This window comes from Paraburkholderia sp. J67 (genome assembly GCF_905220265.1).
Taxonomy (GTDB): Bacteria; Pseudomonadota; Gammaproteobacteria; order Burkholderiales; family Burkholderiaceae; genus Paraburkholderia.
This window is the reverse complement of the sequence record NZ_CAJMZK010000001.1, coordinates 570186-593396: the sequence shown is the minus strand read 5'-3', so window position 1 is coordinate 593396 and position 23211 is coordinate 570186. Positions and strand designations below refer to the sequence as shown.

At 64.3% G+C, this 23211-nt stretch carries 19 protein-coding genes; 13 read left to right on the top strand and 6 right to left on the bottom strand.

The window, feature by feature from the left end; translation table 11 throughout:
* Positions 1 to 119: 119 nt before the first annotated feature.
* Positions 120 to 1118, top strand: coding sequence for a TraB/GumN family protein (locus U5782_RS02515; protein ID WP_322042283.1), 999 nt, complete (start codon positions 120 to 122; stop codon positions 1116 to 1118).
* Between the two features lie 78 nt (positions 1119 to 1196).
* Positions 1197 to 1415, top strand: coding sequence for a hypothetical protein (locus U5782_RS02510; RefSeq protein ID WP_322042282.1), 219 nt, complete (start codon positions 1197 to 1199; stop codon positions 1413 to 1415).
* A 139-nt stretch (positions 1416 to 1554) separates the two neighbouring features.
* Here U5782_RS02510 and U5782_RS02505 read toward each other — a convergent pair whose 3' ends face one another.
* From U5782_RS02505 to U5782_RS02490, 4 genes are all read right to left on the bottom strand, one after another.
* Complete coding sequence (locus U5782_RS02505) at positions 1555 to 2748, bottom strand: porin (RefSeq protein WP_322042530.1); 1194 nt, start codon at positions 2746 to 2748, stop codon at positions 1555 to 1557.
* A 233-nt stretch (positions 2749 to 2981) separates the two neighbouring features.
* Positions 2982 to 4373, bottom strand: coding sequence for a cytochrome c (locus U5782_RS02500; RefSeq protein WP_322042281.1), 1392 nt, complete (start codon positions 4371 to 4373; stop codon positions 2982 to 2984).
* An 8-nt stretch (positions 4374 to 4381) separates the two neighbouring features.
* On the bottom strand, positions 4382 to 6157 hold the full coding sequence (locus tag U5782_RS02495) for a GMC family oxidoreductase (RefSeq protein ID WP_322042280.1): 1776 nt from the start codon (positions 6155 to 6157) through the stop codon (positions 4382 to 4384).
* A complete protein-coding gene (locus U5782_RS02490; RefSeq protein WP_322042279.1) occupies positions 6157 to 6897 on the bottom strand; it encodes a gluconate 2-dehydrogenase subunit 3 family protein in 741 nt (246 codons plus the stop codon). Before U5782_RS02490 ends, U5782_RS02495 begins: the two co-directional genes overlap by 1 nt.
* A 579-nt stretch (positions 6898 to 7476) precedes the next feature.
* On the opposite strand from U5782_RS02490, the gene U5782_RS02485 reads away from it, so the two are divergent.
* The 9 genes from U5782_RS02485 (at position 7477) to U5782_RS02445 (ending at position 18609) form a co-directional block, all read left to right on the top strand.
* Positions 7477 to 8412: a dihydrodipicolinate synthase family protein gene (locus tag U5782_RS02485; RefSeq protein ID WP_322042278.1), complete on the top strand. Its 936-nt coding sequence runs from the start codon at positions 7477 to 7479 to the stop codon at positions 8410 to 8412.
* A gap of 37 nt (positions 8413 to 8449) precedes the next feature.
* Positions 8450 to 10030, top strand: a complete 1581-nt coding sequence (locus U5782_RS02480; protein WP_322042277.1) for an aldehyde dehydrogenase (NADP(+)) — start codon at positions 8450 to 8452, stop codon at positions 10028 to 10030.
* Positions 10031 to 10286: 256 nt separating this feature from the next.
* Positions 10287 to 11453, top strand: a complete 1167-nt coding sequence (locus U5782_RS02475; protein ID WP_322042276.1) for an ABC transporter substrate-binding protein — start codon at positions 10287 to 10289, stop codon at positions 11451 to 11453.
* An 88-nt stretch (positions 11454 to 11541) separates the two neighbouring features.
* Complete coding sequence (locus U5782_RS02470) at positions 11542 to 12621, top strand: ABC transporter ATP-binding protein (protein WP_322042275.1); 1080 nt, start codon at positions 11542 to 11544, stop codon at positions 12619 to 12621.
* Entirely contained in the window at positions 12618 to 13511 is an 894-nt protein-coding gene (locus tag U5782_RS02465; protein WP_322042274.1) for a sugar ABC transporter permease, read from the top strand. The genes U5782_RS02470 and U5782_RS02465 overlap by 4 nt, the downstream gene beginning before the upstream one ends.
* Before the next feature lie 47 nt (positions 13512 to 13558).
* Entirely contained in the window at positions 13559 to 14437 is an 879-nt protein-coding gene (locus U5782_RS02460) for an ABC transporter permease (RefSeq protein ID WP_322042529.1), read from the top strand.
* Between the two features lie 73 nt (positions 14438 to 14510).
* Complete coding sequence (gene araD / locus U5782_RS02455) at positions 14511 to 16268, top strand: L-arabinonate dehydratase (protein WP_322042273.1); 1758 nt, start codon at positions 14511 to 14513, stop codon at positions 16266 to 16268.
* Positions 16269 to 16407: 139 nt separating this feature from the next.
* The gene (locus U5782_RS02450) at positions 16408 to 17607 is read left to right on the top strand and encodes a porin (RefSeq protein ID WP_322042272.1); all 1200 of its coding nucleotides are present in this window, start codon (positions 16408 to 16410) and stop codon (positions 17605 to 17607) included.
* Positions 17608 to 17814: 207 nt separating this feature from the next.
* Positions 17815 to 18609: a sulfite exporter TauE/SafE family protein gene (locus tag U5782_RS02445; RefSeq protein ID WP_322042271.1), complete on the top strand. Its 795-nt coding sequence runs from the start codon at positions 17815 to 17817 to the stop codon at positions 18607 to 18609.
* Between the two features lie 70 nt (positions 18610 to 18679).
* Here the strand turns inward: U5782_RS02445 and U5782_RS02440 are convergent, their stop codons facing one another.
* Both U5782_RS02440 and U5782_RS02435 read right to left on the bottom strand, forming a co-directional pair.
* Positions 18680 to 19504 (bottom strand): NAD(P)-dependent oxidoreductase, encoded by an 825-nt coding sequence (locus U5782_RS02440; RefSeq protein ID WP_322042270.1) that lies wholly within the window; start codon positions 19502 to 19504, stop codon positions 18680 to 18682.
* A gap of 69 nt (positions 19505 to 19573) precedes the next feature.
* Positions 19574 to 20881, bottom strand: a complete 1308-nt coding sequence (locus U5782_RS02435; protein WP_415914226.1) for an MFS transporter — start codon at positions 20879 to 20881, stop codon at positions 19574 to 19576.
* A 549-nt stretch (positions 20882 to 21430) separates the two neighbouring features.
* Between U5782_RS02435 and U5782_RS02430 the strand changes: the two genes are divergently transcribed.
* Positions 21431 to 22165, top strand: a complete 735-nt coding sequence (locus U5782_RS02430; RefSeq protein ID WP_322042269.1) for a ribonuclease activity regulator RraA — start codon at positions 21431 to 21433, stop codon at positions 22163 to 22165.
* 67 nt (positions 22166 to 22232) lie between these two features.
* The gene (locus tag U5782_RS02425; RefSeq protein ID WP_322042268.1) at positions 22233 to 23156 is read left to right on the top strand and encodes an aldose epimerase; all 924 of its coding nucleotides are present in this window, start codon (positions 22233 to 22235) and stop codon (positions 23154 to 23156) included.
* The last annotated feature ends 55 nt before the right edge of the window (positions 23157 to 23211 follow it).

The following is a 23211-nucleotide window of genomic DNA, read 5'->3' as shown; positions in this document are numbered from 1 at the left end:
TCGCAGCGCGTAGGCTGGAAGCGGGCCTTCCCCTTATGCGGGGTCGCACGATGACAGGCGTTGAACGGATCCTGGAGACACCCCGTCGCGTCGCGCGAATCTGTGCGGCGTGGGTTGCCGTGTTGCTGTTCACTGCTGCAAACATGGTGCGCGCGCAACCACAGACGCCGCTGCCGGGCCCGCCCGCCGACGATCATCCGCCTGTCTGGATCGCGCGTTCGCCGGGCCATCCCACCCTGATCCTGCTGCCGACCATCCACGCGCTCGCCAGCGACGATCCGCGCGTGAACGCGGCGCTGGCCGAACTGGCAAACGGCGTGCAGGCGATCGTGCTGGAGACGCACACCCAGCCGACGCCCGAGGACACGCAGATGGTCAGGCGCATCGGCTTCTATCCCGCGAACGACAATCTCTCGAATCACGTGAGTTCGATGACGGCCGAATCGCTGGCGCGCTGCGCGCGTGAAAGCGGCGCCGATATCCGCACGTTTTTCCAGACCAAGCCCTGGCTGGCGGGTTTTGCCGCTGAAGCCGTGCGCCTGCACCAATGGCGCTGGGTGAGCGATGGCAGGCAGCGTGCGCATTTCGTGAAGGATGCCTCGCCGCAGGTGTTTGCCGGTATCGACGAGCGCCTTGAAACGCTGGCGCGGCACCGGCAGATTCCGCTCATCTATCTGGAAACGATGGAGCAGGGCATGCAGCTTTTCGACGAGATGCCCGCCGACGATCAGGAGGCGTTTTTGCAGGGCGTGTGCATGGGTCTGCATGGCGGCAAGGCGCCGGGCGAGGTTTCGTACGAGTCGTTCCAGGCGGCATGGGCCGCGGGCGATGTCGCGGCGCTGGAGCGGCTCGCGAACACGCGCTATCCCGGCGAGAGCGACGCGCATTACGACTTCAGCCAGTATCTGTTCGTGCGCGGCACCGACATTTTCGCGGCCACGATGGCACAGGACGGCTACTTTTACGGCAAGGGGCCGATACTCGTCGCCGTGGGCGCGGGGCACTTCTTCGGCGAACATTCGTTGCTTGCGCATCTGCGCGATGCGGGCTATACGATCACGTCGCCGGTTACGGCGCAACCGCACGGGGCGCCGCCCAATGAAGTCGCGGTGCGTTGATGCTTTCGATTCGCTTTCGTGGTGGCGTGCATGCGCCACGCCCCTAAAGGTTCTCGCGCCAAAGCCGTTAGCCCGGGTATGACGACGCCATTTTCAAAATCCGAAGCACAACTCATTCTCTCGATCGCCCACGAGCGCGCGGAGTATCGTGCCGCCGCCGCGGGGGTCCAGCTGGAATCGGCTGCGGGTTCCGCGATCTACGACACCGTGATTTACTCGACGCTCTCCGAACTCGCACCGGCACTGTCGATCGAGGAATTCATCGGCCTGCTCGCGCGGCCCGAAGTGCTGCACTGAGTCTGCCGCGTAGCCGATATAGTCAATTGTCTGATTAATCTGCAATCCTGATCAACAGGATTGAAGGTTCGCCCGCTGGGCGAACCGCATCCAGGGCACGCCCGCGCATTCGCGCCGCGTGCCCTGTTTCATTACAGCGTCAGAACTTCTGGCGGAAACCCACGCTCACGATCGTCTGCGACTGCGCCGCCGACGAGTGGCTATTGCCCTTGTCCGACACCGACGCCGTCGCCGCCACCGGTTCGCCAAGCGCGTTGAGCGTCATGCCCGATGCGTGCTGATAGCCCGCGAGCAGGTACACCGTCGAGCGCTTCGACAGATCGTAAAGCGCGCCCAGCGAAACGTTGTGGTACTGCGCCGGGTCGTCGAGACCATCGACGTGGCTGCCGCGCGTGTAGCTATAGCCCGCGAACAGGTGCGTGCGCGGCTGCACGTTCCACATCCCGAACGCGCCCGCGATGTTGAAGTTCGCCGTGCCCGAGTAGAGCGAGTTCGCGCCCGCCTTGTACTGCACGTTGCTGTAGTTCACGCCCACGAGCACCGGGCCGAAATCCCAGGTCGCGCCCGTCGCCACCACCTGTTGCGATTGTGCGCTGGCGTAGCCTTCGTTGATCGACGAATTGAAGGTGCCGTCGAAGGTGCCTTGCCACTTGCCGTAGGTGGTGTCGGTGAGACCGGTCTTGCTGTTGTCCGAGCGCTCGTAGCCCACGCCGACATGCAGCGGGCCGTTCGCGTAGCCCGCGCCCACGCTCCAGGTGTTCTTGCGCTTGAGGGTGCCCGCCTGGCCGCCGAAGCCGTACAACGCGCCGAACGTGAAGCCGGAGTAGTTCGCGCTCGTGTACTTGATCGAGTTGTCGACGCGCGTGGTCTGGTCCAGATCGTCGATGTCGCCAGGGTGCGCGCCGAAGCCGCCCACCGCGCTGACCGGCGCGACCGGGGCCACGAAGTCGTTGAGCGAGGTGTACTGGCGGCCCATCGTGAGCGAACCGTACTGCTTGTCGGCGAGGCCCATGAAGGCCTGGCGCCCGAACAGGCGGCCGCCTTGACCCGAGGTGCCGTTGCTGATGTCGAAGCCGTCTTCGAGCAGGAAAATCGCCGACAGACCGTTGCCGAGGTCTTCCTTGCCCTTGAGCCCCCAGCGGCTACCCGAGAGGTTGCCGCTCGTCACGCCCACGTTGGAATGGCCTTGATACGCGCCGGCGCTGCCGGTGCGTTCGTTGCTGCGGTAGGTGATGCCCGCATCGACGATTCCATAGAGCGTGACGGAGCCCTGCGCCGCTGCGACGCCCGCGAGGGACATCAGGATCGGTGCAGAGATCAGGTGTTTTTTCATCATGTGTTGTCTCGATGAGTGATGGACCGCCATGCTGCGGTCTTTTGTTATGCGCGCAAGCACAGGCCGCCTCGCGTGCGAATGCGAGGCGGCCCGCGGCCTGGGCGCGGAAAAAAGGCGTGGATTTTACGGAGCGGTGGCGAAAACGCCAGTGCTGCGGGTGGTTGTTTCGATGCACTGCGTCGATGCGCTGCCTTTAAGGCCGCGCATCGAAACCTCAACGCATCAATGCATCAACGCTTGAGCGAAGCGCCCGGCGGCAGATCGGGCGCGCTCACGCTCACCGTCTTGCGCACCTTGGCGACGTCGGCGGCGCTCACCGGCGCGCCGGTGTTGCCCCAGCTCGTGCGCACGAAGGTGGCGACGTCGGCGACTTCCTCGTCGGAGAGTCGCCAGCCGAAGGGCGGCATGGTGAAGGTCGACGGCGCGGCCTTCGTGCCTTCGAGCGCGGCGCCCGTGAGCAGCACGTGGATCAGCGACGTGGCGTCCGTGCCCTGCACGACGGGGTTGCCGCCGAGCGAGGGGAACACGCGCGTGTAGCCGCGTCCATCGCTGCGGTGGCAGGCCATGCAGTTGTCGCGATAGACGGCCGCGCCGCGCGCACTCGCGTCGCCGCTTTGCAGCGCGTGACCGGCGGCGGCGTCGTAGGCGTACGACGTTTCCTTCGCATCGCTCGACGGCAGCGTCTTCAGATAGCGGGCCATCGCGAGCAGGTCCGCGTCGGTCATGTACTGCATGCTGTGCTGGACCACGTCGGTCATGCCGCCGAATGCCGCCGTGTGCAGATTGCGGCCAGTTTTGAGGAACTGGACGATGTCGTCTTCGTTCCACGTGCCAAGGCCCGTGCGCGGATTGCCGCGCAGATTCGACGGCACCCAGCCGTCGATCGGGCCGCCGCCCGCGAGGAAATCGTCGCCCTCGAGATCGGTGAGCGCGCGTTCCTGCATCGTGCTGGCGCGCGGCGTGTGGCACGCGCCGCAGTGGCCGAGACCCTGCACCAGATACGCGCCGCGCGCGACGATCGCATCGTTGTAACGCGAGGGATCGAACGCCTGCTCCTTGGGCGCGAACATGGTGCGCCAGATGCCGAGCGGCCAGCGCATCGAAAGTGGCCAGGGAATATCCACCGCGCGGTTCTGAGCCGCGACGGGCGCCACGCCCTGCATGAAGTACGTGTAGAGCGCCTTCATGTCGTCATTGGAAAGACGCGCGTACGACGGGTAGGGCATCGCGGGGTAGAGCGTCTCGCCGTTCGGGCGCACGCCTTCGCGCACGGCTTTGGCGAAGTCCTCGTAGCTCCACTTGCCGATGCCGTTGCTGGCGTCGGGCGTGATGTTGGTCGAGTAGATCGCGCCGATGGGCGTGTCGAACTTGAGGCCGCCCGCGAAGGACTTGCCGCCTTTCGCGGTGTGGCAGGCGATACAGTCGCCGGCGCGCGCGAGATATTCGCCGTGCGCGACGAGCGCGGTGTCGGCCTTGCTGGCGGGCGCGGGCGCATCGGCGGCGCGGGCCGCGAGCGGCGCAACGAATGCGCTCAGGGCAGCGGACGCCGAGATTGTTGCGGCCGCAACCGAAAGGCGCGCGAACTTGTGCATGTTGCGTGTGGGGGAAAAGATCGTCTTCATGCGGCTCGTCACACGCTCACCAGAGGGCCGGGGTTCTTCAGATACTGGTTGCGGATGGCCTTCGCCGACCAGTACGCAAGGGCAGCCACCAAACCCGTCGGGTTGTAGCCGATGCCCTGCGGGAACGCGGACGCGCCCATCACGAACACGTTGTGCACATCCCAGCTCTGCAAATAACGGTTGATCACGCTGGTTTTCGGGTCCGTGCCCATCACCGCGCCGCCCACGAGGTGGGTGGTCTGATAGCGGCGCGAATCGAAGTGCGCGCCGAACTCGCGCGTATAGACGTTGATGGCCTGCGGACCCATCGCCTCGGCGATTTTCTTCATCTGGCCCGTGACGTACTGCGCCATCTTGATGTCGTTGTCCTTCCAGTCGAAGGTCATGCGCAGCAGCGGCTGGCCGTACGAGTCGCGATAGGTCGGATCGAGGTCGAGGAACACGTCGCGATACGACATGTTCGAGCCGTGCGCATCCATCGACACCGTATGCGCGTAATGATCCTTCACGGCCTTCTTCCACTGCGAGCCCCAGTTGGGCGTGCCCGCCGGCGTGGCGATGCCGCTGATCGGCTTCACGCCCGCCTGGTTCACCCACAGCGGCGAGCCGCCGACAAAGCCGAGCGGACCGTGGTCGAAGTTGTCGGCGTTGAAATCGTCCACGGCCACGCCGTTGCCGCCCGCGCCGATGAACGGATTCGTGTACGTGTCCTTGTCGAAGAACGCGGTGATGGTCGAGAGGTTCTGGTACGCGAAGTTGCGGCCCACCACGCCCTCGCCCGAGACCGGGTCATAAGGCTTGCCGATGCCCGAGAGCAACAGCAGATGCACGTTGTGATACTGGAACGCCGAGACGATCACCAGATCGGCGGGCTGGAATACTTCCTGGCCCGACGGATCGACATAGGTCACGCCGGTCGCGCGTTTCTTCGAATCGTCGAGTTCTACGCGCAGAACGTGGCACTTCGCGCGAAGTTCGAAATGTTTTTCCTGCTTGAGTGCGGGCAGGATGTTCAGATTCGGCGACGCCTTCGAGTACATGTAGCACGCGTAGCCGCTGCAATAGCCGCAGAAGTTGCACGGGCCCATCTGCACGCCATACGGGTTCGTGTACGGACCCGAGGTGTTCGCCGAGGGCAGGCGGTACGGATGCAGGCCGAGCGACTTCGCCGCGTCGAAGAAGCGCTGCGCCGAGTACGTATTCAGTTGCGCGGGCAACGGAAAATTATCGCTGCGGCGCGCTTCGAACACATTGCCGTCGCCGACGACCTTGTCGCCCACCTTATAGGCCTGGCCCGAGGTGCCGAACACCTTTTCCGCGAAGTCGAAGTGCGGCTCCAGCTCGTCGTAGCTCACGCCATAGTCCTGGATCGTCATGCCGTCCGGGATGAACTTCTTGCCGTAGCGCTCTTCGTAGTGGCTCTTCAGGCGCAACTCTTCGGGCGTGATGCGAAAGTGCACGCCCGACCAGTGCAGGCCCGCGCCGCCCACGCCTTCGCCAGGCAGGAAGGCCGCGAGCTGGCGATAGGGCAGCGCCGTGTCGTTCGCGCCGTGGCGGATCGAAACGGTGGTCTTCGAAAGATCGAGAAAGAGTTTCTTGCGAACGTTGTAGGTGAGCTCGTCGATGGTGTTCGGGTACGCGCCATCCGGGTAGGTGTCGCGATACTCGCCGCGCTCCAGCGCGACCACGGACAGACCGGCTTCCGTGAGTTCCTTCGAAAGAATCGCGCCGGTCCAGCCGAAGCCGACCACGACCGCGTCCACATGAGGTTTCTTGATCGCCATTAAGTGCGTTCCCCGTTGATCGAAACCGGACCGTACGGGTAGGCCTTACCGTTCTGGTTCACGAAATCCATGAAGTCGGCGCGCGCGCCGGGAAAGCCGATCATCTTCCACGCGGCCATGTCCTTGTTGCCGCCGTGAATCGGATCGCAGAAATAGCCTTCGCGGGTGTTCTGCAACAACTGGCCGAAGAACACCTTGGCGGGCACGCCGTCGAGTTCGACCTTGCCCGCTTCGAGGGCGCCGAGCACGGCGTCGCGCGTGGCGGCGTCGAGCGCGTCGAAGTCTTTGCCGTACGCCTTCGAGCAATACGCATTCACCGCTGCAATGCCCAGTCGATAGAGGTCGCGCGGCACCAGCTTCAACTGGTAGCCGAGTTCCGGGATGCCTTGCTGGAACGGGCCCTGCATGTACCAGAGCGCGCCGTGCGCGTAGGGCGTGTCCATCTGCCGGTCGATGAACTCAGGCACGCCCGCGTCGAGCGCGCCTGGGCCTTCGGTATCGGCGGGAATCAGTCGATCGACGGCCGCGCGCAGGAAGGTCCATTCGCGGGCGTCGAAGAAGCGGGGTTTGTATTCGGTCTGCGCGGACGCCTGGTTGCCGCCTTGCTGGGCCGCCATACTGGAAGGCGCGGACGACGACTGCGTGCCGCCCTCGCAGGCCGCGAGCGCGCCAGTTGCCGGAACGAGCACCACCGCCGTGCGCAGGAAGCCCCGGCGTGACGTGAGAGGAGATTCGGACATGGTTGGATTCTGTATCAATTCGACGCGGCCTGATCTGACCGTGCCGTTCGCGGGGACCGACTTTTAGCCTAGGCCGCTTTGCGGGCCAATGGTAAATGGAACCGGTTCCAAAATTTGCGCGGAATTTTACAACAATCCATTTCAGTGGCTGTAGGGGTGGGGGAGGTGGAGGGTTTTTAGTCGCGTTGCGCGGGGGCGCGGTGGGGTGGCTGAGTGTTGGAAAATTCTATTTTTATCAACAGGTTATAGATTGTTCTGTTGGCCAGGTTCGCCGCATTCGCAGCGGGCGGAGACGGGTTTCTGGCAAGTGACGTGATGTCGCTTTTGTTGCTTTTTGGGGAAGAATGGGTGGGGTGGGTTGTCAGGAAGTGATTGGATTTGGTAAGGCGATGCGCAATGGCTATTTATCCGATGAAATAGCCATTCATGTTTCTCTTTGCGTGTTCGCTATCAACGCCCAAGCCCCACTCTTTAGCCCCTCCGAACAAACCCTAACAACTCTCAAAGTTGTTTGACAACTAAACAACGCCGGTGCTACTGTGCAGGGTATCGACAACCCTCCATCCAGCACGAGGCCTCATGAACGTGTCCCCGATCGTCGAGAGCGAATTCGCTTCGACCGTGATGGCGGTGCCCCCCCTGGCACGCCGCCCTGATTTCTCGCTCGACGTTGAAGCTAACGGCAAGCTCATCCGCCACATGGAAGCGGGCGGCATCCGCACGCTGCTGTACGGTGGCAACGCGAATCTCTATCACGTCGCCGTCAGCGAATTCCGCGAGCTGCTGGACATGCTGGCCGAGCTGACCGCGCCCGAAACGCGCGTGATCCCGGCCATCGGCCCGGACTACGGCAAGATGCTCGATCAGGCGCGCATCCTCGCGCAGACGAAATACCAGACGGCCATGGTGCTGCCGCTCGCCGGTTTCACCACGCCCGCGGGCGTCGAGGCTGGCCTCACGCGCATCGCCGACGCCGCCGGTATTCCGCTCACGCTCTATATCAAGAGCGAGGATTACGTCGACGTGGACACGCTCGTGCGCCTGATCGACCGTGGCACGCTGATCGCGGTCAAGTACGCCATCGTGCGCGACGAGCCGGCCAACGATCCGTACCTGCGCCGTCTGCTGCAGAGCGTGCCGGCTTCGAAGGTCGTCTCGGGCATGGGCGAGCGTCCGGCGCTGGTGCATGTGCGCGACTTCGGTCTTGCCGCATGGACCACGGGTTCGGGCTGCATCGCGTCGCACGCTGTCATGGCGCTGCTCAAGGCCGCCAAGGAAGGCCGCGCCGACGAAGCGCAACGTCTCTACGACGCCTTCATGCCGCTCGAAACGCTGCGCGACGATATCTCGCTGATCCGCGTGCTGCACGACGCCGTGACGCTCTCCGGTATCGCCGACATGGGCCCGATCCTGCCGCTGCTCTCGCAATCGCCCGCCGAGGCGCTGCCCGCCATCGGCGCGGCCGCAAAGGAACTGCTGGCATTCGAGCAGTCGCTCGCCGCGGCGCACGCCTGAGTCGTTCGTGCAATTGAATGAAGTGAACGGAGCGAACATGTCTATCACTGGATCCATGCTGCTGGGCGCGCAAGCCGTGCGCGGCCAGGCCGGCGAGATGCGCGCTTTCGCGCCCGCGCTCGGCAAGGACATCGAGCCGTCGTTCGGCCTCGGCGGCAAGGCCGAAGTCACGCGTGCCTGCGAACTCGCGGCGCAAGCGTTCGACGCTTTCCGCGCGGCGCCGCATGAAACCCGCGCGCAACTGCTCGAAGCGATCGCCGAACGCATTCTCGGTATCGGCGACGAGTTGATCGAGCGCGCGCATCTGGAATCGGCGCTGCCCAAGCCGCGCCTCGAAGGCGAGCGCGGCCGCACGGTCGGCCAGTTGCGTCTGTTCGCCTCGCTGGTGCGCGACGGCCGCTGGTGTGGCGCGGTGCTCGATTCGGCGTTGCCGGAACGCAAACCGCTGCCGCGCTCGGACCTGCGTGCGCAGCGCATCGGCCTCGGTCCCGTGGCCGTGTTCGGCGCGAGCAATTTCCCGCTGGCGTTCTCGGTCGCAGGCGGCGATACGGCTTCGGCGCTGGCCGCGGGCTGCCCCGTCGTCGTGAAGGCGCACCTCGCGCATCCGGGCACCTCGGAACTCGTCGGACGCGCGATCCAGCAGGCGGTCGCGGACGTCGGTCTGCCCGAAGGCGTGTTCTCGCTGATCTTCGGCGGCGGCAACGAAACGGGCGAGGCGCTGGTCGCGCATCCGGCCATCAAGGCGGTGGGTTTCACGGGTTCGCGCCGCGGCGGTCTCGCACTCGCGCACATCGCTGCGCAGCGTGCCGAGCCGATCCCCGTCTACGCCGAAATGAGCAGCATCAACCCGATGTTCGTGCTGCCGGCAGCGCTGGCCGCACGCGGCGAAGCGCTGGCGCAGGCTTTCGTCGATTCGCTCACGCTGGGCGTTGGCCAGTTCTGTACGAACCCGGGCCTCGTGCTGGCCATCGACTCGCCGGAACTCGACCGCTTCGTGCAGACCGCGAGCGTGGCGCTCACGGGCAAGCCCGCGCAGACCATGCTGACGGCGGGTATCGCCTCGGCGTATGGCGAAGCGGTGGCGGCGCGCAAGACGGCGCAAGGCGTCGAGCAACTGGCCGAAGGTACGCAGACCGACGCGCATTGCGCCGCGCTGCCGCTGCTCTTCAAGGCGAGCGCAGAACAGTTCCTCGCGCAGCACGCGTTGTCGGACGAGATTTTCGGACCGACCTCGATCGTGGTGGCCTGCCGTGACGAAGCCGAACTCGTGCGCGTGGCCGAGCACCTCGAAGGCCAGCTCACCGCCACGTTGCAGATCGACCGCGACGACTACGCGATGGCCGCGCGCCTCCTGCGTGTGCTCGAACGCAAGGCGGGTCGCATCCTCGCGAACGGTTTCCCGACCGGCGTCGAAGTTTCGTACGCAATGGTGCACGGCGGCCCGTTCCCGGCCACGTCCGATGCGCGCACGACTTCGGTGGGTGCGATGGCGATCGAGCGTTTCCTGCGCCCGGTCTGCTATCAGGATCTGCCGGCGGAGTTGCTGCCCGCCGCGCTGAAGGACGACAACCCGCTCGCGCTGTGGCGTCTGCGCGACGGTGAACTGGTGCGCAAGTAAGTCGATAGAAGGCGCTTGCAGAACCGCTGCAAGCGCCTTCTCGCTGGCCGTGTCGTCAAGTGCCTCACAGAAGGCTCACAACGCGCTCACAAAAGCACATAAAAGCCCTTACGTTGCTTGACAACTTGATGTGTGGTTCGGCATCCTTTGACCGCGCGGTGGTTGAACGCGGTGGATAAAAGCAGTCGGCAAAACAGGCAACAGAACCCAACAGCCGCGTACAACAAATTCCATAAACAAGATGTGAGGAGATGCGATGTTCAATGGACGCTTGAAGGTCAGGATCCTGGCCGTGTGTGTGGCGGCCGCCGCAGCGCTCGGCGCGAGCGCGGCCAAGGCTGATCCTGTTTCGCTGAACATCGTCGACGTGGCCGGGAATCTGCAGCTCACGCAGAAAGCCTTTGAAGCGTTCAAGGCAAAGTATCCGAACCTCGTCTCCAACATCACCTACACCAACGCGCCCGCGCCGCAACTGCCCGGCAAGATCAAGGCGATGCAGGCCGCTGGCCGCGCCGATATCGATCTCGTGCTGACCGGCACCGACGCGCTCGCCGCGGGCATCGAGCAGAACCTCTGGATGAAGCTGCTGCCGGATCAGTCGGCGGCGCTGCCGGGCGTGCTCGACAAGTACGCGCCGGGTCCGCGCAAGATGCAGGATCTCGCCCAGGGCTTCGGCCTCGAAGTCTCGTACATGCCGGCTGGCCCGCTGGTCGAATACAACCCCGCCAAGGTGGCTAAACCGCCGCACACGCCGCAGGAACTGCTGGCGTACTGCAAGGCCAATCCGGGCAAGCTGATTTACGCGCGTCCCGCGAATTCCGGCCCGGGCCGCACTTTCCTGATGGGCCTGCCGTACCTGCTCGGCGACAAGAATCCGCAAGACCCGATCAATGGCTGGGACAAGACCTGGGCCTTCCTGAAAGAGCTGAATTCGTGCGTGCCGTACTACCCGGGCGGCACCTCGGCGGTGATGAAGGAACTGGGCGAGGGCACGCGCGACATGACCGTGACCGTGACGGGCTGGGACATCAACCCGCGCGCGCTCGGCATCGTGCCCGCCGAATTCAAGGTGCAGGCCTTCGACAACATGACGTGGGTAAACGACGCGCACTTCATGGTGGTGCCCAAGGGCGTCTCGAAGGAGAAGCTCGCGGTGCTGCTCAAGCTGATGAACTTCATGCTGGAGCCGCAGCAGCAGGCCATGACTTATGACGATGGCTACTTCTATCCGGGGCCTGCCGTGAACGGCGTGACGCTTGCGATGGCGCCGAAGCAAAGCCAGGACGTGATCGCCAAATATGGCCGTCCTGAATACGCAAAGTGGCTCACGCAGTATCCGCACGTTCAGCCGCTTTCCGCGCAGGCGATGGTTGCAGCGTTCCAGAAATGGGACCGCGAAGTCGGCTCGCAAAAGTCCCAGTAAAGGCGCAGCGATAAGTGAGGGCGGCCTCGCATGCGCGCCGCCCGCGACCTATCCTCAGGAATGTCGATCTCGTGATCAGGAACGTGTCATGAAGCATTCATTCGATCGTCTGCGTCTGGACTCGGTGTGCCGCAGTTTCGCCAATGCCGAAGGCGCGCAGGTTGCGGCGCTGCGCGGTCTCGATCTCGACATTCGCCGCGGCGAATTCATTGCGCTGCTCGGGCCTTCCGGTTGCGGCAAATCGACGGCGCTCAACTGCATCGCGGGCCTCCAGCCGCTGACGAGCGGTAGCATCTGGCTCGACGATCTGCGTATCGACGTGCTGCCGCCCGAAAAGCGCGGCTTCGGCATGGTGTTTCAAAACTATGCGTTGTTCCCGCACATGACGGTGCTGGAGAACGTCGGTTTCGGCCTGAAAATGCAGGGTGTTTCGCGCGAGGAAGCGAAGCGCCGCGCGCGCGAGGCGCTGCAACTCGTGCAGCTCGTCGGCCATGAAAGCAAGTTGCCGGGCCAGCTTTCGGGCGGTCAGCAGCAGCGTGTGGCCATTGCGCGCGCGATCGTCATCGAGCCGCCGCTCGTGCTGATGGATGAACCGCTTTCGAATCTCGACACGAAGCTGCGCATCGAAATGCGTGCGGAGATTCGCCGCATTCACGGTCAGCTCGAACGCGCAACGATTTACGTCACGCACGATCAGGACGAGGCGCTGTCGATGGCCGACCGCATCGTCGTGATGAAAGAGGGCGTCGTGCAGCAGGTGGCCACGCCCAAGGAAGTGTATAGCCGTCCCTCGAATCTGCATGTCGCGCGTTTTATGGGCTATCGCAACGTGCTGCCGTTCGCGGTGGCGGGCGAGCGCGGCGAGCATATCGCGATGTCGGCGTCGGGCATCACGCTTACGGGCGTGGCGATGGGCGACGTGAAGGGCGGCGAGATTTCCGTTGCGATGCGCCCGGAGGATTTCGAACGCGCCCAGTCGGGCGATGCAAACGCCTTCGACGTCGAAGTCGAAATGGTCGAGTACGGCGGCCGCGATTCGCTGCTGCTTGCCAATGCGCCGTTCGGCAAGCTGTGGGCGCGTGTGGCGGGCGAATTCGAAGCGGGTGAGCGCGCCACGCTGCGCGTCGCGCCGTCGCGCGTGCTGGCCTACGCGGAGCGTGCGGCATGAGCACGCTCATGTCCTCGCGTCTTTCCAGGCTTAACCGGCAGCCGCGCGATGCGCGTGGCTGGCTGGTTGCGCCCGCGCTCGGTTTTATCGTCGCGCTGTTTCTCTATCCGTTCGCCTACGGCCTCGTGCTCTCGTTCAAGCCGATGAACGGCGGCGGCATGTTCGCGAACTACCTGCAGTTCTTCCACGATCTCGCGCTCTGGCCGACCGTGTTCGTCACGCTCAAGCTCGCCGTGCCCGCGACGATCATCAACGTGGGCCTGTCGCTGCCGGTGGCCTTCGCGCTGCGCCGCAAGTCGCCGTATCAGAAGCTCGTGACGACGCTGCTGGTGATTCCCGTGACGCTCGGCACCGTGCTGATCGCGGACGGCATGCTCAGCTACTTCGGCCCCAACGGCTGGTTCCCGCAGGCGCTGCACGCACTGCATCTGTACACGAACGAAGAGGTTCGGCTCACGCACAACTATTGGGGCGTGCTGATCTCGCTGATCGTCTCGGGTTTTCCGTTCGCTTTCCTGCTCACGCTCTCGTACGTCACGGGCATCGACCCCACGCTCGCACGTGCGGCCGCGACACTCGGCGCAGGCCCGTGGCAGCAGTTCCGGCTGATCTATCTGCCGTTGCTCGCGCCCGGTCTGACGATGGCGGCGTGTCTGTCGTTCGTGCAGGCGTATTCGGTGTTCCCTTCGGCAGTGCTGCTCGGCGCGCCCGCCGGCCCCACGCGCGTGATTTCCATCGCGGCTTCGGAGGCGGCGTTCGAAAGCTACGATTACTCGCTCGCCTCGACCATCGCTATCGCGATGGGCTTCGTGCAACTCGTGGTGGTCGCGGCGATGCTCGGCGCGAAGCGCTACTTCTATTCCGGTCCGGTGAGCGGAGGGAAAGGCTGATGGGCGCACATCAACGTAACGCAGCCGGCCTCCCCGCGAACACGTCGATGCGCGACGAGGGCGCCGCGAATACCGCCAATGCGCCGCGCGCGAAGCCGCGAGCAAGCGTGCCCGACATCCTCTGGAAAGTGATCGTCTGGGGCGGCGTGGTGTTCTTCCTGCTCAACGTCGTGCTGCTGATTGCCACCGTGGGCGTGAACTCGATCGCCACGCGCTGGTTCGGCACACCTCTGCCGCAAGGATTCACGCTGCACTGGTATGCGCAGGCATGGCGCGACTTCCAGTTGGGCAGCGTGCTGTGGGTCACCTTCGAAGTGGTGGGCGCGGTCGTGCTGCTGTCCATCGCGCTCGGCGTGCCTGCCGCTTATGCGCTCGCGCGCGCGCAGTTTCCGGGCAAGCGCATCTGCATGCTCGTGTTCCTGCTGCCGCTGATGGTGCCGCCTGTGACCTATGGCATTCCGATGGCCACGGCGATGTACCAGACCGGTCTCGCAGGCACCTTGACCGGCGTGATTCTCGCGAACCTCGTGCCCGCGCTGCCTTTCGTGATTCTGGTGATGACGCCGTTCATCGAGCAGATCGACCCGAACCTGGAGTCGGCAGCGCGCATCTTTGGCGCGAACACGCTGCGCTATTTTCGTTATGTACTGCTGCCGCTCCTCGTGCCGGGGATGCTGGCGGCCGGGCTGCTCGTGCTGGTGCGCACGATCGGCATGTTCGAACTGACTTTCTTTACCGCCGGACCCGACACGCAAACCCTCGTCGTGGCGCTGTATTACGCAGTGTTCTCGACAGGCGTGCGCGCGCCGCAGTCCATCGACGCGATGGCGATGATCTACATGGCGATCACGCTCGCATGGGTGCTGGTCGCGCTGCAATTCGTCAGCCCGACACAACTCGTGTCGCGCGTGAAGGAACAGCGCTAGCCACGCGCCGGCGGCCCTACTCGCCAGCGGCCCTACTGAAACACATCCGCGGAAACACCTGGAGCAACGCAACATGAGCAACAAGCGAAAGACCCCCGAAGAACTGCGCAGCCACCGTTGGTATGGCGTGAACGACCTGCGTTCGTTCGGCCATCGTTCGCGCAGCGCGCAGATGGGCTACAGCCGCGAAGAATACGCGGGCAAACCGGTGATCGCGATCCTCAATACGTGGAGCGAGATCAACCCTTGCCATACGCACTTCAAGCAGCGCGTGGAAGAGGTCAAGCGCGGCATCTGGCAAGCGGGTGGCTTCCCGATCGAGCTGCCGGTGCAGACGCTCTCCGAGCCGTTCCAGAAGCCCACGACGATGCTCTATCGCAACTTCCTCGCGATGGAAGCGGAAGAGACGCTGCGCTCGTATCCCGCCGATGGCGTGGTGCTGATGGGCGGCTGCGACAAGACCACGCCCGCGCTGCTGATGGGCGCGATCTCGATGGACCTGCCCACGATCTTCCTGCCCGCCGGCCCGATGCTCAACGGCAACTGGAACGGCGTGACGCTCGGCTCGGGTTCGGACACCTGGAAGTACTGGGCCGATCTGCGCGCGGGCAAGATCACCGAACAGGACTGGCAAGGCGTGGAAGGCGGCATCGCGCGCTCGCCGGGCCACTGCATGACGATGGGCACGGCGTCGACCATGACGAGCGCGGCGGAAGCGCTCGGCTTCACGCTGCCCGGTTTCGCCTCGATTCCCGCGCCCGATTCGCGTCACGCGCAGATGTCGGCGAAGACGGGCATGCGTATCGTCGAGATGGTCTGGGAAGACCTCAAGCCCTCGGACATCATCACGCGCAAGGCGGTCGATAACGCCGTCACGACTTGCCTCGCGCTGTCCGGCTCGACCAACGCGATCGTGCACATGATCGCGGTCGCGCGCCGCGCCGGCGTCGATCTGACGCTCGCGCATTACGACGATGTTGCGCGCCGCACGCCGGTGCTCGCGAACATTCGCCCGACCGGCAAGTACCTCATGGAGGACTTCTATTACTCGGGTGGTCTGCGCGCGATGCTCAAGGAACTGGGCGATCTGATCGACGGCTCGCAGATGACGGTGAACGGCAAGACGCTGGGCGAGAACATCGCCGACGCCGAGATCTACAACGAGGAAGTGATCTATCGCCGTGCGAAGCCGCTGATGCCGGATACGGGTCTTGCCGTGCTGCGCGGCAATCTCGCGCCCGATGGCGCGGTGATCAAGCCGGGCGCGGCGGAAAAGCGCCTGCACGTGCATACGGGCAAGGCCGTCGTGTTCAAGGACTACAACGACATGGCCGCGCGCATCGACAGCGAAGAACTCGATTGCGACGAGAACAGCGTGATCGTGCTCCAGCATGCCGGTCCGGTGGGCGCGCCGGGCATGCCCGAGTGGGGCCAGTTGCCGATTCCGCAAAAGATCCTCAAGAAGGGCGTGCGCGACATGCTGCGCATTTCGGACGCGCGCATGAGCGGTACGAGCTACGGCGCATGCGTGCTGCACGTGGCGCCCGAATCGTTCATCGGCGGCCCGCTCGCGCTGGTGCAGGACGGCGACATGATCGAGCTGAACGTGCCGGAGCGCCGCCTGAACGTGCTGATCTCCGATGAAGAGATGGCGCGCCGCAAGGCCGCGTGGGTCGCACCGGAACCGCGTTTCAAGCGCGGTTATGGTGCGATGTATCAGATGCACGTGATGCAGGCCAACAATGGCTGCGAATTCGACTTCATGCAACGCGAAGGCGCGGGCGGCTGTGGCGGCAATAGCGGTGCAGGCGGTGAGCCCGAGATTCACTAAGGGCGCAGGGATGGGCAAGTGAAGGCATCGGGCGTCGCATGGAGCGGCGCCCGATGCCGGAGCGCAGAGGCACTCTCGCAAAAAGATTCATACGTAGTCAAAAAAGCAATACATCACAATGATTCAATCAGGAGAACAGATGAAGAAGACCATTCTCGCGTCCGCGCTCGGACTCGCCGCTATCGGCGCGCAAGCCCAGAGCAGCGTCACGCTGTACGGTATCGTCGATACCGGCATCGGCTATCAAAGCAGCTCGGCAGCGCTCGGCAGCAACTCGGGCGGTCACTCGGTCGTCAAGATGGTGCAGGGCGTGTGGGCCGGCTCGCGCTTTGGCTTGAAGGGCAGCGAAGACCTCGGCGGCGGCACGCGCGCGATTTTCCAGCTCGAAGAAGGCTATAACTCGGCGAATGGCGCACAGTCCACCACGAACCTGATGTTCAGCCGCGCGGCCTTTGTCGGCGTCGCCAACAAGGACTACGGCACGCTCACCGCCGGCCGCCAGTACGCGCCGTACTACACGCTGCTCTCGCCGTACAGCCCGACCACCTGGCTGACCGGCGCATACGGCGCGCACCCGGGCGATCTCGACTCGCTGGACACGATCTATCGGATCAACAACTCGCTCGTCTACACCTCGCCGAACTTCTCGGGCTTCACGTTCAGCGGCATGTACGCGTTCGGGGGCGTGCCGGGCAGCACCGGCGCGGGCCAGACGTGGAGCGTGGCGGCGAACTATATCCACGGTCCCGTGGGTCTCGCGGTGGGCTTCGAGCGTCTGAGCAACTCGACGAGCGGCGGCGGCACGTGGGGTTCGAGCTCGACGGCCTATAGCAATGGCGAGCCGGGCGTGTCGGGCATCACCAACGGCTTCCAGACGGCACAGACGCAACAGCGCCTTGCCGTGACGGGCGGCTACGCGTTCAACTCGCAGTGGGATATTTCGGCGTCGTACTCGAACGTGCAGTACATCGCGGGCACGGGTTCGAAGTTCTTCGACACGCAGATCTGGAACACGGGCGGCGTGGTGCTGCACTACAAGCCGCTCGTCGCGCTCGATCTGGCGGCGGGCTACAGCTACACGCGTGCGACCAAGGCCAATGGCGTGACCAGCGCGGCCTCGTACCAGCAGTTCAACCTCTCGCAGTACTACAGCCTGTCGAAGCGCACGGGCCTGTACTTCGTCGAGGCGTATCAGCGCGCGGGCGGTCAGACGCTCGGCTCGAACGGCGCGGGCGACATCATCAACGCGACCGCCGATATCGGCGACGGCCAGAACAGCGCGCCGTCTTCGTCGCGCAGCCAGTTCGCGGGTGCGATCGGCATCGTGCACCGGTTCTGATCTTCAGGTTCGTTTTTCACGCTCCGAGGCAGGTTTGACGGCGGCGCCAGCTTGGCGCCGCCGTTTTTTTGCGTGCGTGCATCGCCGGGATGATCTGGAGGTGCCAGGTGGGCTTCGCAGGGCTGCGCTATCATGCAGGCCCGGTATCGCGAAGCCGCGCCGTGACGGCGCCCACCCACGCTGACCCACGCCAACCTCATAACTTCGATGTTCGATTTCCAGCTCTCCGGGGGCGTCCTGCTCCCGCACATGCAGGCGCTCGACGCGCTCCAGCTTTGCGGTATCGTCGTGGCGCTGGTGCTCGGCGGAATGGTGAAGGGCGTGACCGGCATCGGCGTGCCGCTTATCGCCATGCCGATTCTTTCGCATTTTCTGCCCGTCAAGCAGGCCGTGCTGCTGCTCTCGATGCCCATCATCCTCGGCAATATTCCGCAGGCGCTGGAAGGCGGGGAGTTCTGGAAAACGGTCAAGCAGATCGCCGCGCCGCTGGTCGGCACCGTGATCGGCAACGTGGTGGGCGTGTCGCTGCTGATCCGGCTGGAGCCGCATCACGCGCAGGCTGCATCGGGGCTCGCGCTGATCGTGGCCGCGGCGTTGCTGCTCGCTTCGCCGAAACTTCGGCTGTCACCGGGGCTCGTTCAGCCGGTGGGCTTCGTGCTCGGCTTTGGCGCGGCGTTGATGGAGAGCATTGCCTCGGTGCCGGGGCCGCTGCTGGCGATGTATCTGATTGCCTCGGGCGCGTCGGGTCGTGTGTTCACCAAGCAGATCGCGATCATTCTCGTGGTGTCGGTGCTTACGCTTATCACGACGTTCAGTGGCGGCGCACATGCGAACGGCGCCGATCTGGCGATATCCGCGCTGGCGAGCGTGCCGGCGATCATCGGCATGCTTCTGATCCGGCCGTTGCGTGACAAGCTGCATCCGCTGGCGTTTCGCGTCGTCGTGCTGGTGTGCGTGCTGGCGGCGGCGGTGCAGATGATTTTTAAATCTGGCGTGCTGTGACGGTCGCCTTCCTGCAATAAAAAAGCGCCCATGTGGGCGCTTTTTTGTATCCGGCGAGCGGCTAAAGCACTCAGGCCCTGCGGCTACGCTTTTCCACCGGCGTGAAGTCGAAGCTCGCGAAACTGCCGCCTTGATAGCGTTGCGCGGTAGCGTCGAGCGGATTCTGTTTCGCGAGGATTTCCGCTGCGTAGTCCTCAGCATTTTGTTTCGGATGGTAGCCCAGACGTTGCGCGTCGTCGGTCTTGCCTTCCTGCACCCAATAGCTGCGCGTGTTGTTCGACACGCCCCAGACCACGGCGAAGCCAATCGATTCCACATTGATCACGCGATCGACCAGATGGAACAGGTCGTCGTGGCCGAACCACGTGCTCAGATGACGGAATTCGGTCGGCTGCGGCAGGCAGCTGCCGATACGCACATTCACCGTTTCGATGCCGTGCTTGTCCCAGTAGAGGCGCGCGAGCGATTCGCCCCACGCTTTCGAGAGGCCATAGAAACCGTCGGGACGGAACGCACAGTCGAGATCGAGCTTGTCCTCGACCGGATGCATGCCGATCGCGTGATTCGAACTTGCGAACAGGATGCGCTGCGTGCCGTGACGGCGTGCGCCTTCGTAGACTTCGACGAGGCCGCGCAGGTTGTTCTCGATGATCTCGGGCAGGGGCCGCTCGACGCTCGTGCCGGCCATGTGGATCAGCACATCGACGCCGTCGAGCAGACGATCGACCACTGCGGGGTCGCGCAGATCGCCGTGCATGACGTCTTCGCCGTCGAACAGCGGTTCGAGCGGTTTCGTGCCGGCCGCGGAGCGCAGATTCACGCCGCGTTCGTGCAGACCCTTGCGCAGGACGGTGCCGAGCTGGCCGGCCGCGCCGGACAATGCAACTTTCTTCACAGTGGGATTACCTCACATAAAAACGCCAAAAGCCGGCACCCTCGCGGGCGCCGGCCGATGTTGGAGCGATCAGGCCTTCACGTTCTGCGCGGCCTGCAACGTGGCGCTGGAAACGTTGTCGCGCTGCTGGTTCGAGATCAGACGCCAGGCGACGCAGGCGCCGATGATGTCGAACAGCATCAGGCACACGAACAAGGGGTTATAGCCGATCGTGCTGGCCAGTGCGCCGACGATGAGCGAGAACACCGTCGCGCCGAGATAGCCGAACATGCCGGAGAGACCCGTGGCGGTTGCCACTTCATGCTGGCCGAACACGTCCGAGGCCAGCGTGAACAGGGCGCCCGAAATCGTCTGGTGTGCGAAGGTGCCGACGCAGAAGAGGGCGATGGCGGCATACGGGCTCGCAACGAGGCCCACGCAAGCCGGTCCGATCATCAGCAGCGCGCCGGTCGTGATGACGAGCTTGCGCGAGGTGATCAGCGAACAGCCGAACCAACGGATGAACAGCGGCGCGAGGTAGCCGCCGATCAGACAGCCGAGATCGGCGGCAAGGAAGGGGATCCACGCGAACAGCGCGATTTCCTTCAGGTTCATGTGACGCACGGTGACCATGTAGAGCGGAATCCACGCACCGAAGGTCTGCCATGCCGGTTCAGCGAGCATACGCGGGATGCCGATACCCCAGAAGCGACGCGTCTTGAGCACGTCCTTGAACGAGGCGCGCTTGCCGACTGCCGACTTCTGCGCGTCGGTCTGACCGGCGCGGATGTAATCGGCTTCGTCTTGCGAGAGGCGCGGGTGTTCGGCGGGCATCTTGAAGAACACGAGCCACAGCGCGACCCAGATCAGCGCCACACCGCCCGTGACCACGAACGCGAACTGCCAGTTGTACTTGAGAATGCACCACACGACGAGCGGCGGAGCAATCATTGCGCCGATCGACGTGCCGGTGTTGAGCCAGCCGGTGGCGACCGAGCGTTCCTTGGCCGGGAACCAGGCGCTGATCGCCTTCATGCCGGCCGGGAAGATCGCGGCTTCGCTCATGCCGAGCAGGCCGCGGAAGAAGGCCAGCGCGGGCCAACTGCCGGCGAGGCCGTGCAGCATGTTGGCGATGGCCCAGCCGAACGCGAAGATCGCGAAGCCGATCTTGACGCCCACGGAGTCGAGCACGAAGCCGGCGATGGGCTGCGAGAGCGCATAGCAGGCCTGGAAGGCCGTGACCACGTAGGCGTACTGCTGGGTGGTCATGTGCATCGTCTGCGTCAGCGTGGGCGCGGCCACGGAGAGCGAACTGCGTGCGAGGTAATTGAAAATCGTGCCGATCATGATGAGGCCGATGATCCACCACCGAACCCCTTTGATAGTCTTGCGTTGCACTGCTCGTCTCCTGTCGATCCGGGGTGAATGCGTGTGCACTGACTCCGGCTCCATGCCCGGCGATGCGTCCGGATGGATGTTGTTTGCGTGTGCTTGCCGATCGCGAGGCCGCCGCGTTGTCATGCAACCTTGCGGTCCCGCTGCCGTTTCCAGGCTGTTTTTCAGCCTTTTCTCGTTGGTTTCCCTTTATTACCCGTTTCTCTCTGGTGGGCCGTGACGGACCGGATAAGGCCTGTCATGTAAGACATCATTCTATTTGCGCGAAAGTTGTAAAGCAAATCTTGTTTCGATGGGGATTTCCCTGGGATTCGGTCTGAGTCTGAGAGTGGTCAAGAAAGGTACGGATTGCGGCGAGAAGCGCTGGACAAGGCCCGAAAAGGCGGTGCATCAAGGCTTCATGGGGTTGTCCGATGACTGGCGCCAAAACGAGACGCTACGGGCTGGTTGACAATTCTGGTGTTGTATTACAACAATGCCGACATTGCGTTCGACAACGGTCGGGCGGCCCGCATGCGCGACCCCGCGCAGCCTATAAATGGACGAGACACGATGAATTCACCTGCGATCCCCGTCAGCGAACAAGCGCTCGAACAACTGCGCCACGTCTCCACTGCGACGCTCACCACCCAGCTTTTCAAGCACGGCTTGCGCAACGTGTTCATTCAGGGCGTGAAGCCGCTCGCCTCGCCAGCGCCCGGCACGCCCAATCTCGTCGGGCCGGCCTTCACGATGCGCAACATCCCGGCGCGCGAGGATCTCGACCAGTTGAGCGCGTTCCAGAATCCCGAGCATCCGCAACGCAAGGGCGTCGAGACCGTGCCCGCGGGCGCCGTGCTGGTGCAGGACTGCCGTGGCGTGACCGATGCGGCGTCGATGGGCTCGATCCTCGCCACGCGTCTGAAGATGCGCGGCGTGGCGGGCATGGTCTCCGACGGCCCGGTGCGCGACAGCGCGACCATCGCGGCGCTCGGCATTCCGGTCTATTGCGCGGGGGCCTCGGCGCCGCTCAATCTCTGCAAACACCACACCGTCGATCTGAACGTGCCAATTGGCTGCGGCGGCGTGGCGGTGTATCCGGGCGATATCCTCGTCGGCGATGCGGATGGCGTGGTGGTGATTCCGCGCCATCTCGTCGAGGAAGTCGCGCAGGCGTCCACCGAGCAGGAAACGCTCGAATGCTTCATCACCGAGCGGATCGAGGCGGGCGCGGCGCTGCCGGGCACCTATCCGCCGAACGAGGCGACGCTCGCCGCTTACGCCGAGTGGAAGAAGGCACGCGGTTAAGCCGAAAGGCGCTTGCCAACAGGGCACGCCACGCCGCATCAAAAGTTTTCTCAATTTCCGATACGACATGCCGAAGTTTCAGGATCAGGACGTCATTGAAATCGCGCGCGGCGCTTCGCGCCTCTTGATCGCGCCGCAAGCAGGCGGACGCCTTCTGTCGTGGTATCTGCACGGCGCATCGATCATCCATTGGCCCGATGACGCAGACTGGAGCCAGCCAGCATTGGTGCGCGGCGGCAATCCGTTGTTGTTTCCGTTCATCGCGCGGCATCGGGTGGACGGACGCATCGGTTTCTGGCGCGATGCGCATGGCGTGGTGCGGGAGATGCCGCTGCACGGCTTCGCGCGCGACCTGCCGTTCGATGCGCAGATCGACGAAGACGGCAACGGCGTGCGCATGACGCTGACCGATAGTGAGGCGACGCGCACGCGTTACCCGTTCCGTTTCCGCTTCGAGGCGCACTATTGCCTCGTGGATGAGACGACGCTCGAAGTGAGCCTGACCACGACGAACACCGCCGACGGCCCCGACTCGGCCGACGCCCGCCTGCCGTACTACGCGGGCCATCATTTCTATTTCGCGCTGCCGCATGCGCAGCGCGGCGAGGCGACGCTCGCGCTGCCGCGCAACGTCTGCCGGCATCAGCTGGCCGACGGCGCGAAGACCGAGCCGCTGCCAGGCGCAACGCGCTACACCTTCGACGATCCGCAAATCGTCGATCGATTTCATTGCCTGCAAGGCGAGCCGGACGCACCCGTGCGCATCGAGATGCCCACGCTGAACCGTGCGATCGAAATTGATCTGAAACGCCCCGATTCGCTGCCCTGGTACGCCGTGACGTCGTGGACGCTCGCGCCCGATTCGGACTTTTATTGCGTCGAACCGTGGCTCGGTTTGCCCGATGCGATCCACAACGGTCTGGGATTGCGCTGGCTCGCGCCGGGGCAAAGCGAAACGGCCACGCTGCGTATTGCTGTGAGCGCTGCCTGATGATGTGCAGAAATACGCCAGAAGCCTTGCAGGCCGGGGAGTTTCGCTCTGTGAC

Coding starts and splice junctions, on each gene's coding strand:
- U5782_RS02510 (WP_322042282.1), top strand. CDS start 1,197: ATGACGACGCCATTTTCAAAATCCGAAGCACAACTCATTCTCTCGATC.
- U5782_RS02505 (WP_322042530.1), bottom strand. CDS start 2,748: ATGAAAAAACACCTGATCTCTGCACCGATCCTGATGTCCCTCGCGGGC.
- U5782_RS02500 (WP_322042281.1), bottom strand. CDS start 4,373: ATGAAGACGATCTTTTCCCCCACACGCAACATGCACAAGTTCGCGCGC.
- U5782_RS02495 (WP_322042280.1), bottom strand. CDS start 6,157: ATGGCGATCAAGAAACCTCATGTGGACGCGGTCGTGGTCGGCTTCGGC.
- U5782_RS02490 (WP_322042279.1), bottom strand. CDS start 6,897: ATGTCCGAATCTCCTCTCACGTCACGCCGGGGCTTCCTGCGCACGGCG.
- U5782_RS02485 (WP_322042278.1), top strand. CDS start 7,477: ATGAACGTGTCCCCGATCGTCGAGAGCGAATTCGCTTCGACCGTGATG.
- U5782_RS02480 (WP_322042277.1), top strand. CDS start 8,450: ATGTCTATCACTGGATCCATGCTGCTGGGCGCGCAAGCCGTGCGCGGC.
- U5782_RS02475 (WP_322042276.1), top strand. CDS start 10,287: ATGTTCAATGGACGCTTGAAGGTCAGGATCCTGGCCGTGTGTGTGGCG.
- U5782_RS02470 (WP_322042275.1), top strand. CDS start 11,542: ATGAAGCATTCATTCGATCGTCTGCGTCTGGACTCGGTGTGCCGCAGT.
- U5782_RS02465 (WP_322042274.1), top strand. CDS start 12,618: ATGAGCACGCTCATGTCCTCGCGTCTTTCCAGGCTTAACCGGCAGCCG.
- U5782_RS02460 (WP_322042529.1), top strand. CDS start 13,559: ATGCGCGACGAGGGCGCCGCGAATACCGCCAATGCGCCGCGCGCGAAG.
- araD (WP_322042273.1), top strand. CDS start 14,511: ATGAGCAACAAGCGAAAGACCCCCGAAGAACTGCGCAGCCACCGTTGG.
- U5782_RS02450 (WP_322042272.1), top strand. CDS start 16,408: ATGAAGAAGACCATTCTCGCGTCCGCGCTCGGACTCGCCGCTATCGGC.
- U5782_RS02445 (WP_322042271.1), top strand. CDS start 17,815: ATGTTCGATTTCCAGCTCTCCGGGGGCGTCCTGCTCCCGCACATGCAG.
- U5782_RS02430 (WP_322042269.1), top strand. CDS start 21,431: ATGAATTCACCTGCGATCCCCGTCAGCGAACAAGCGCTCGAACAACTG.
- U5782_RS02425 (WP_322042268.1), top strand. CDS start 22,233: ATGCCGAAGTTTCAGGATCAGGACGTCATTGAAATCGCGCGCGGCGCT.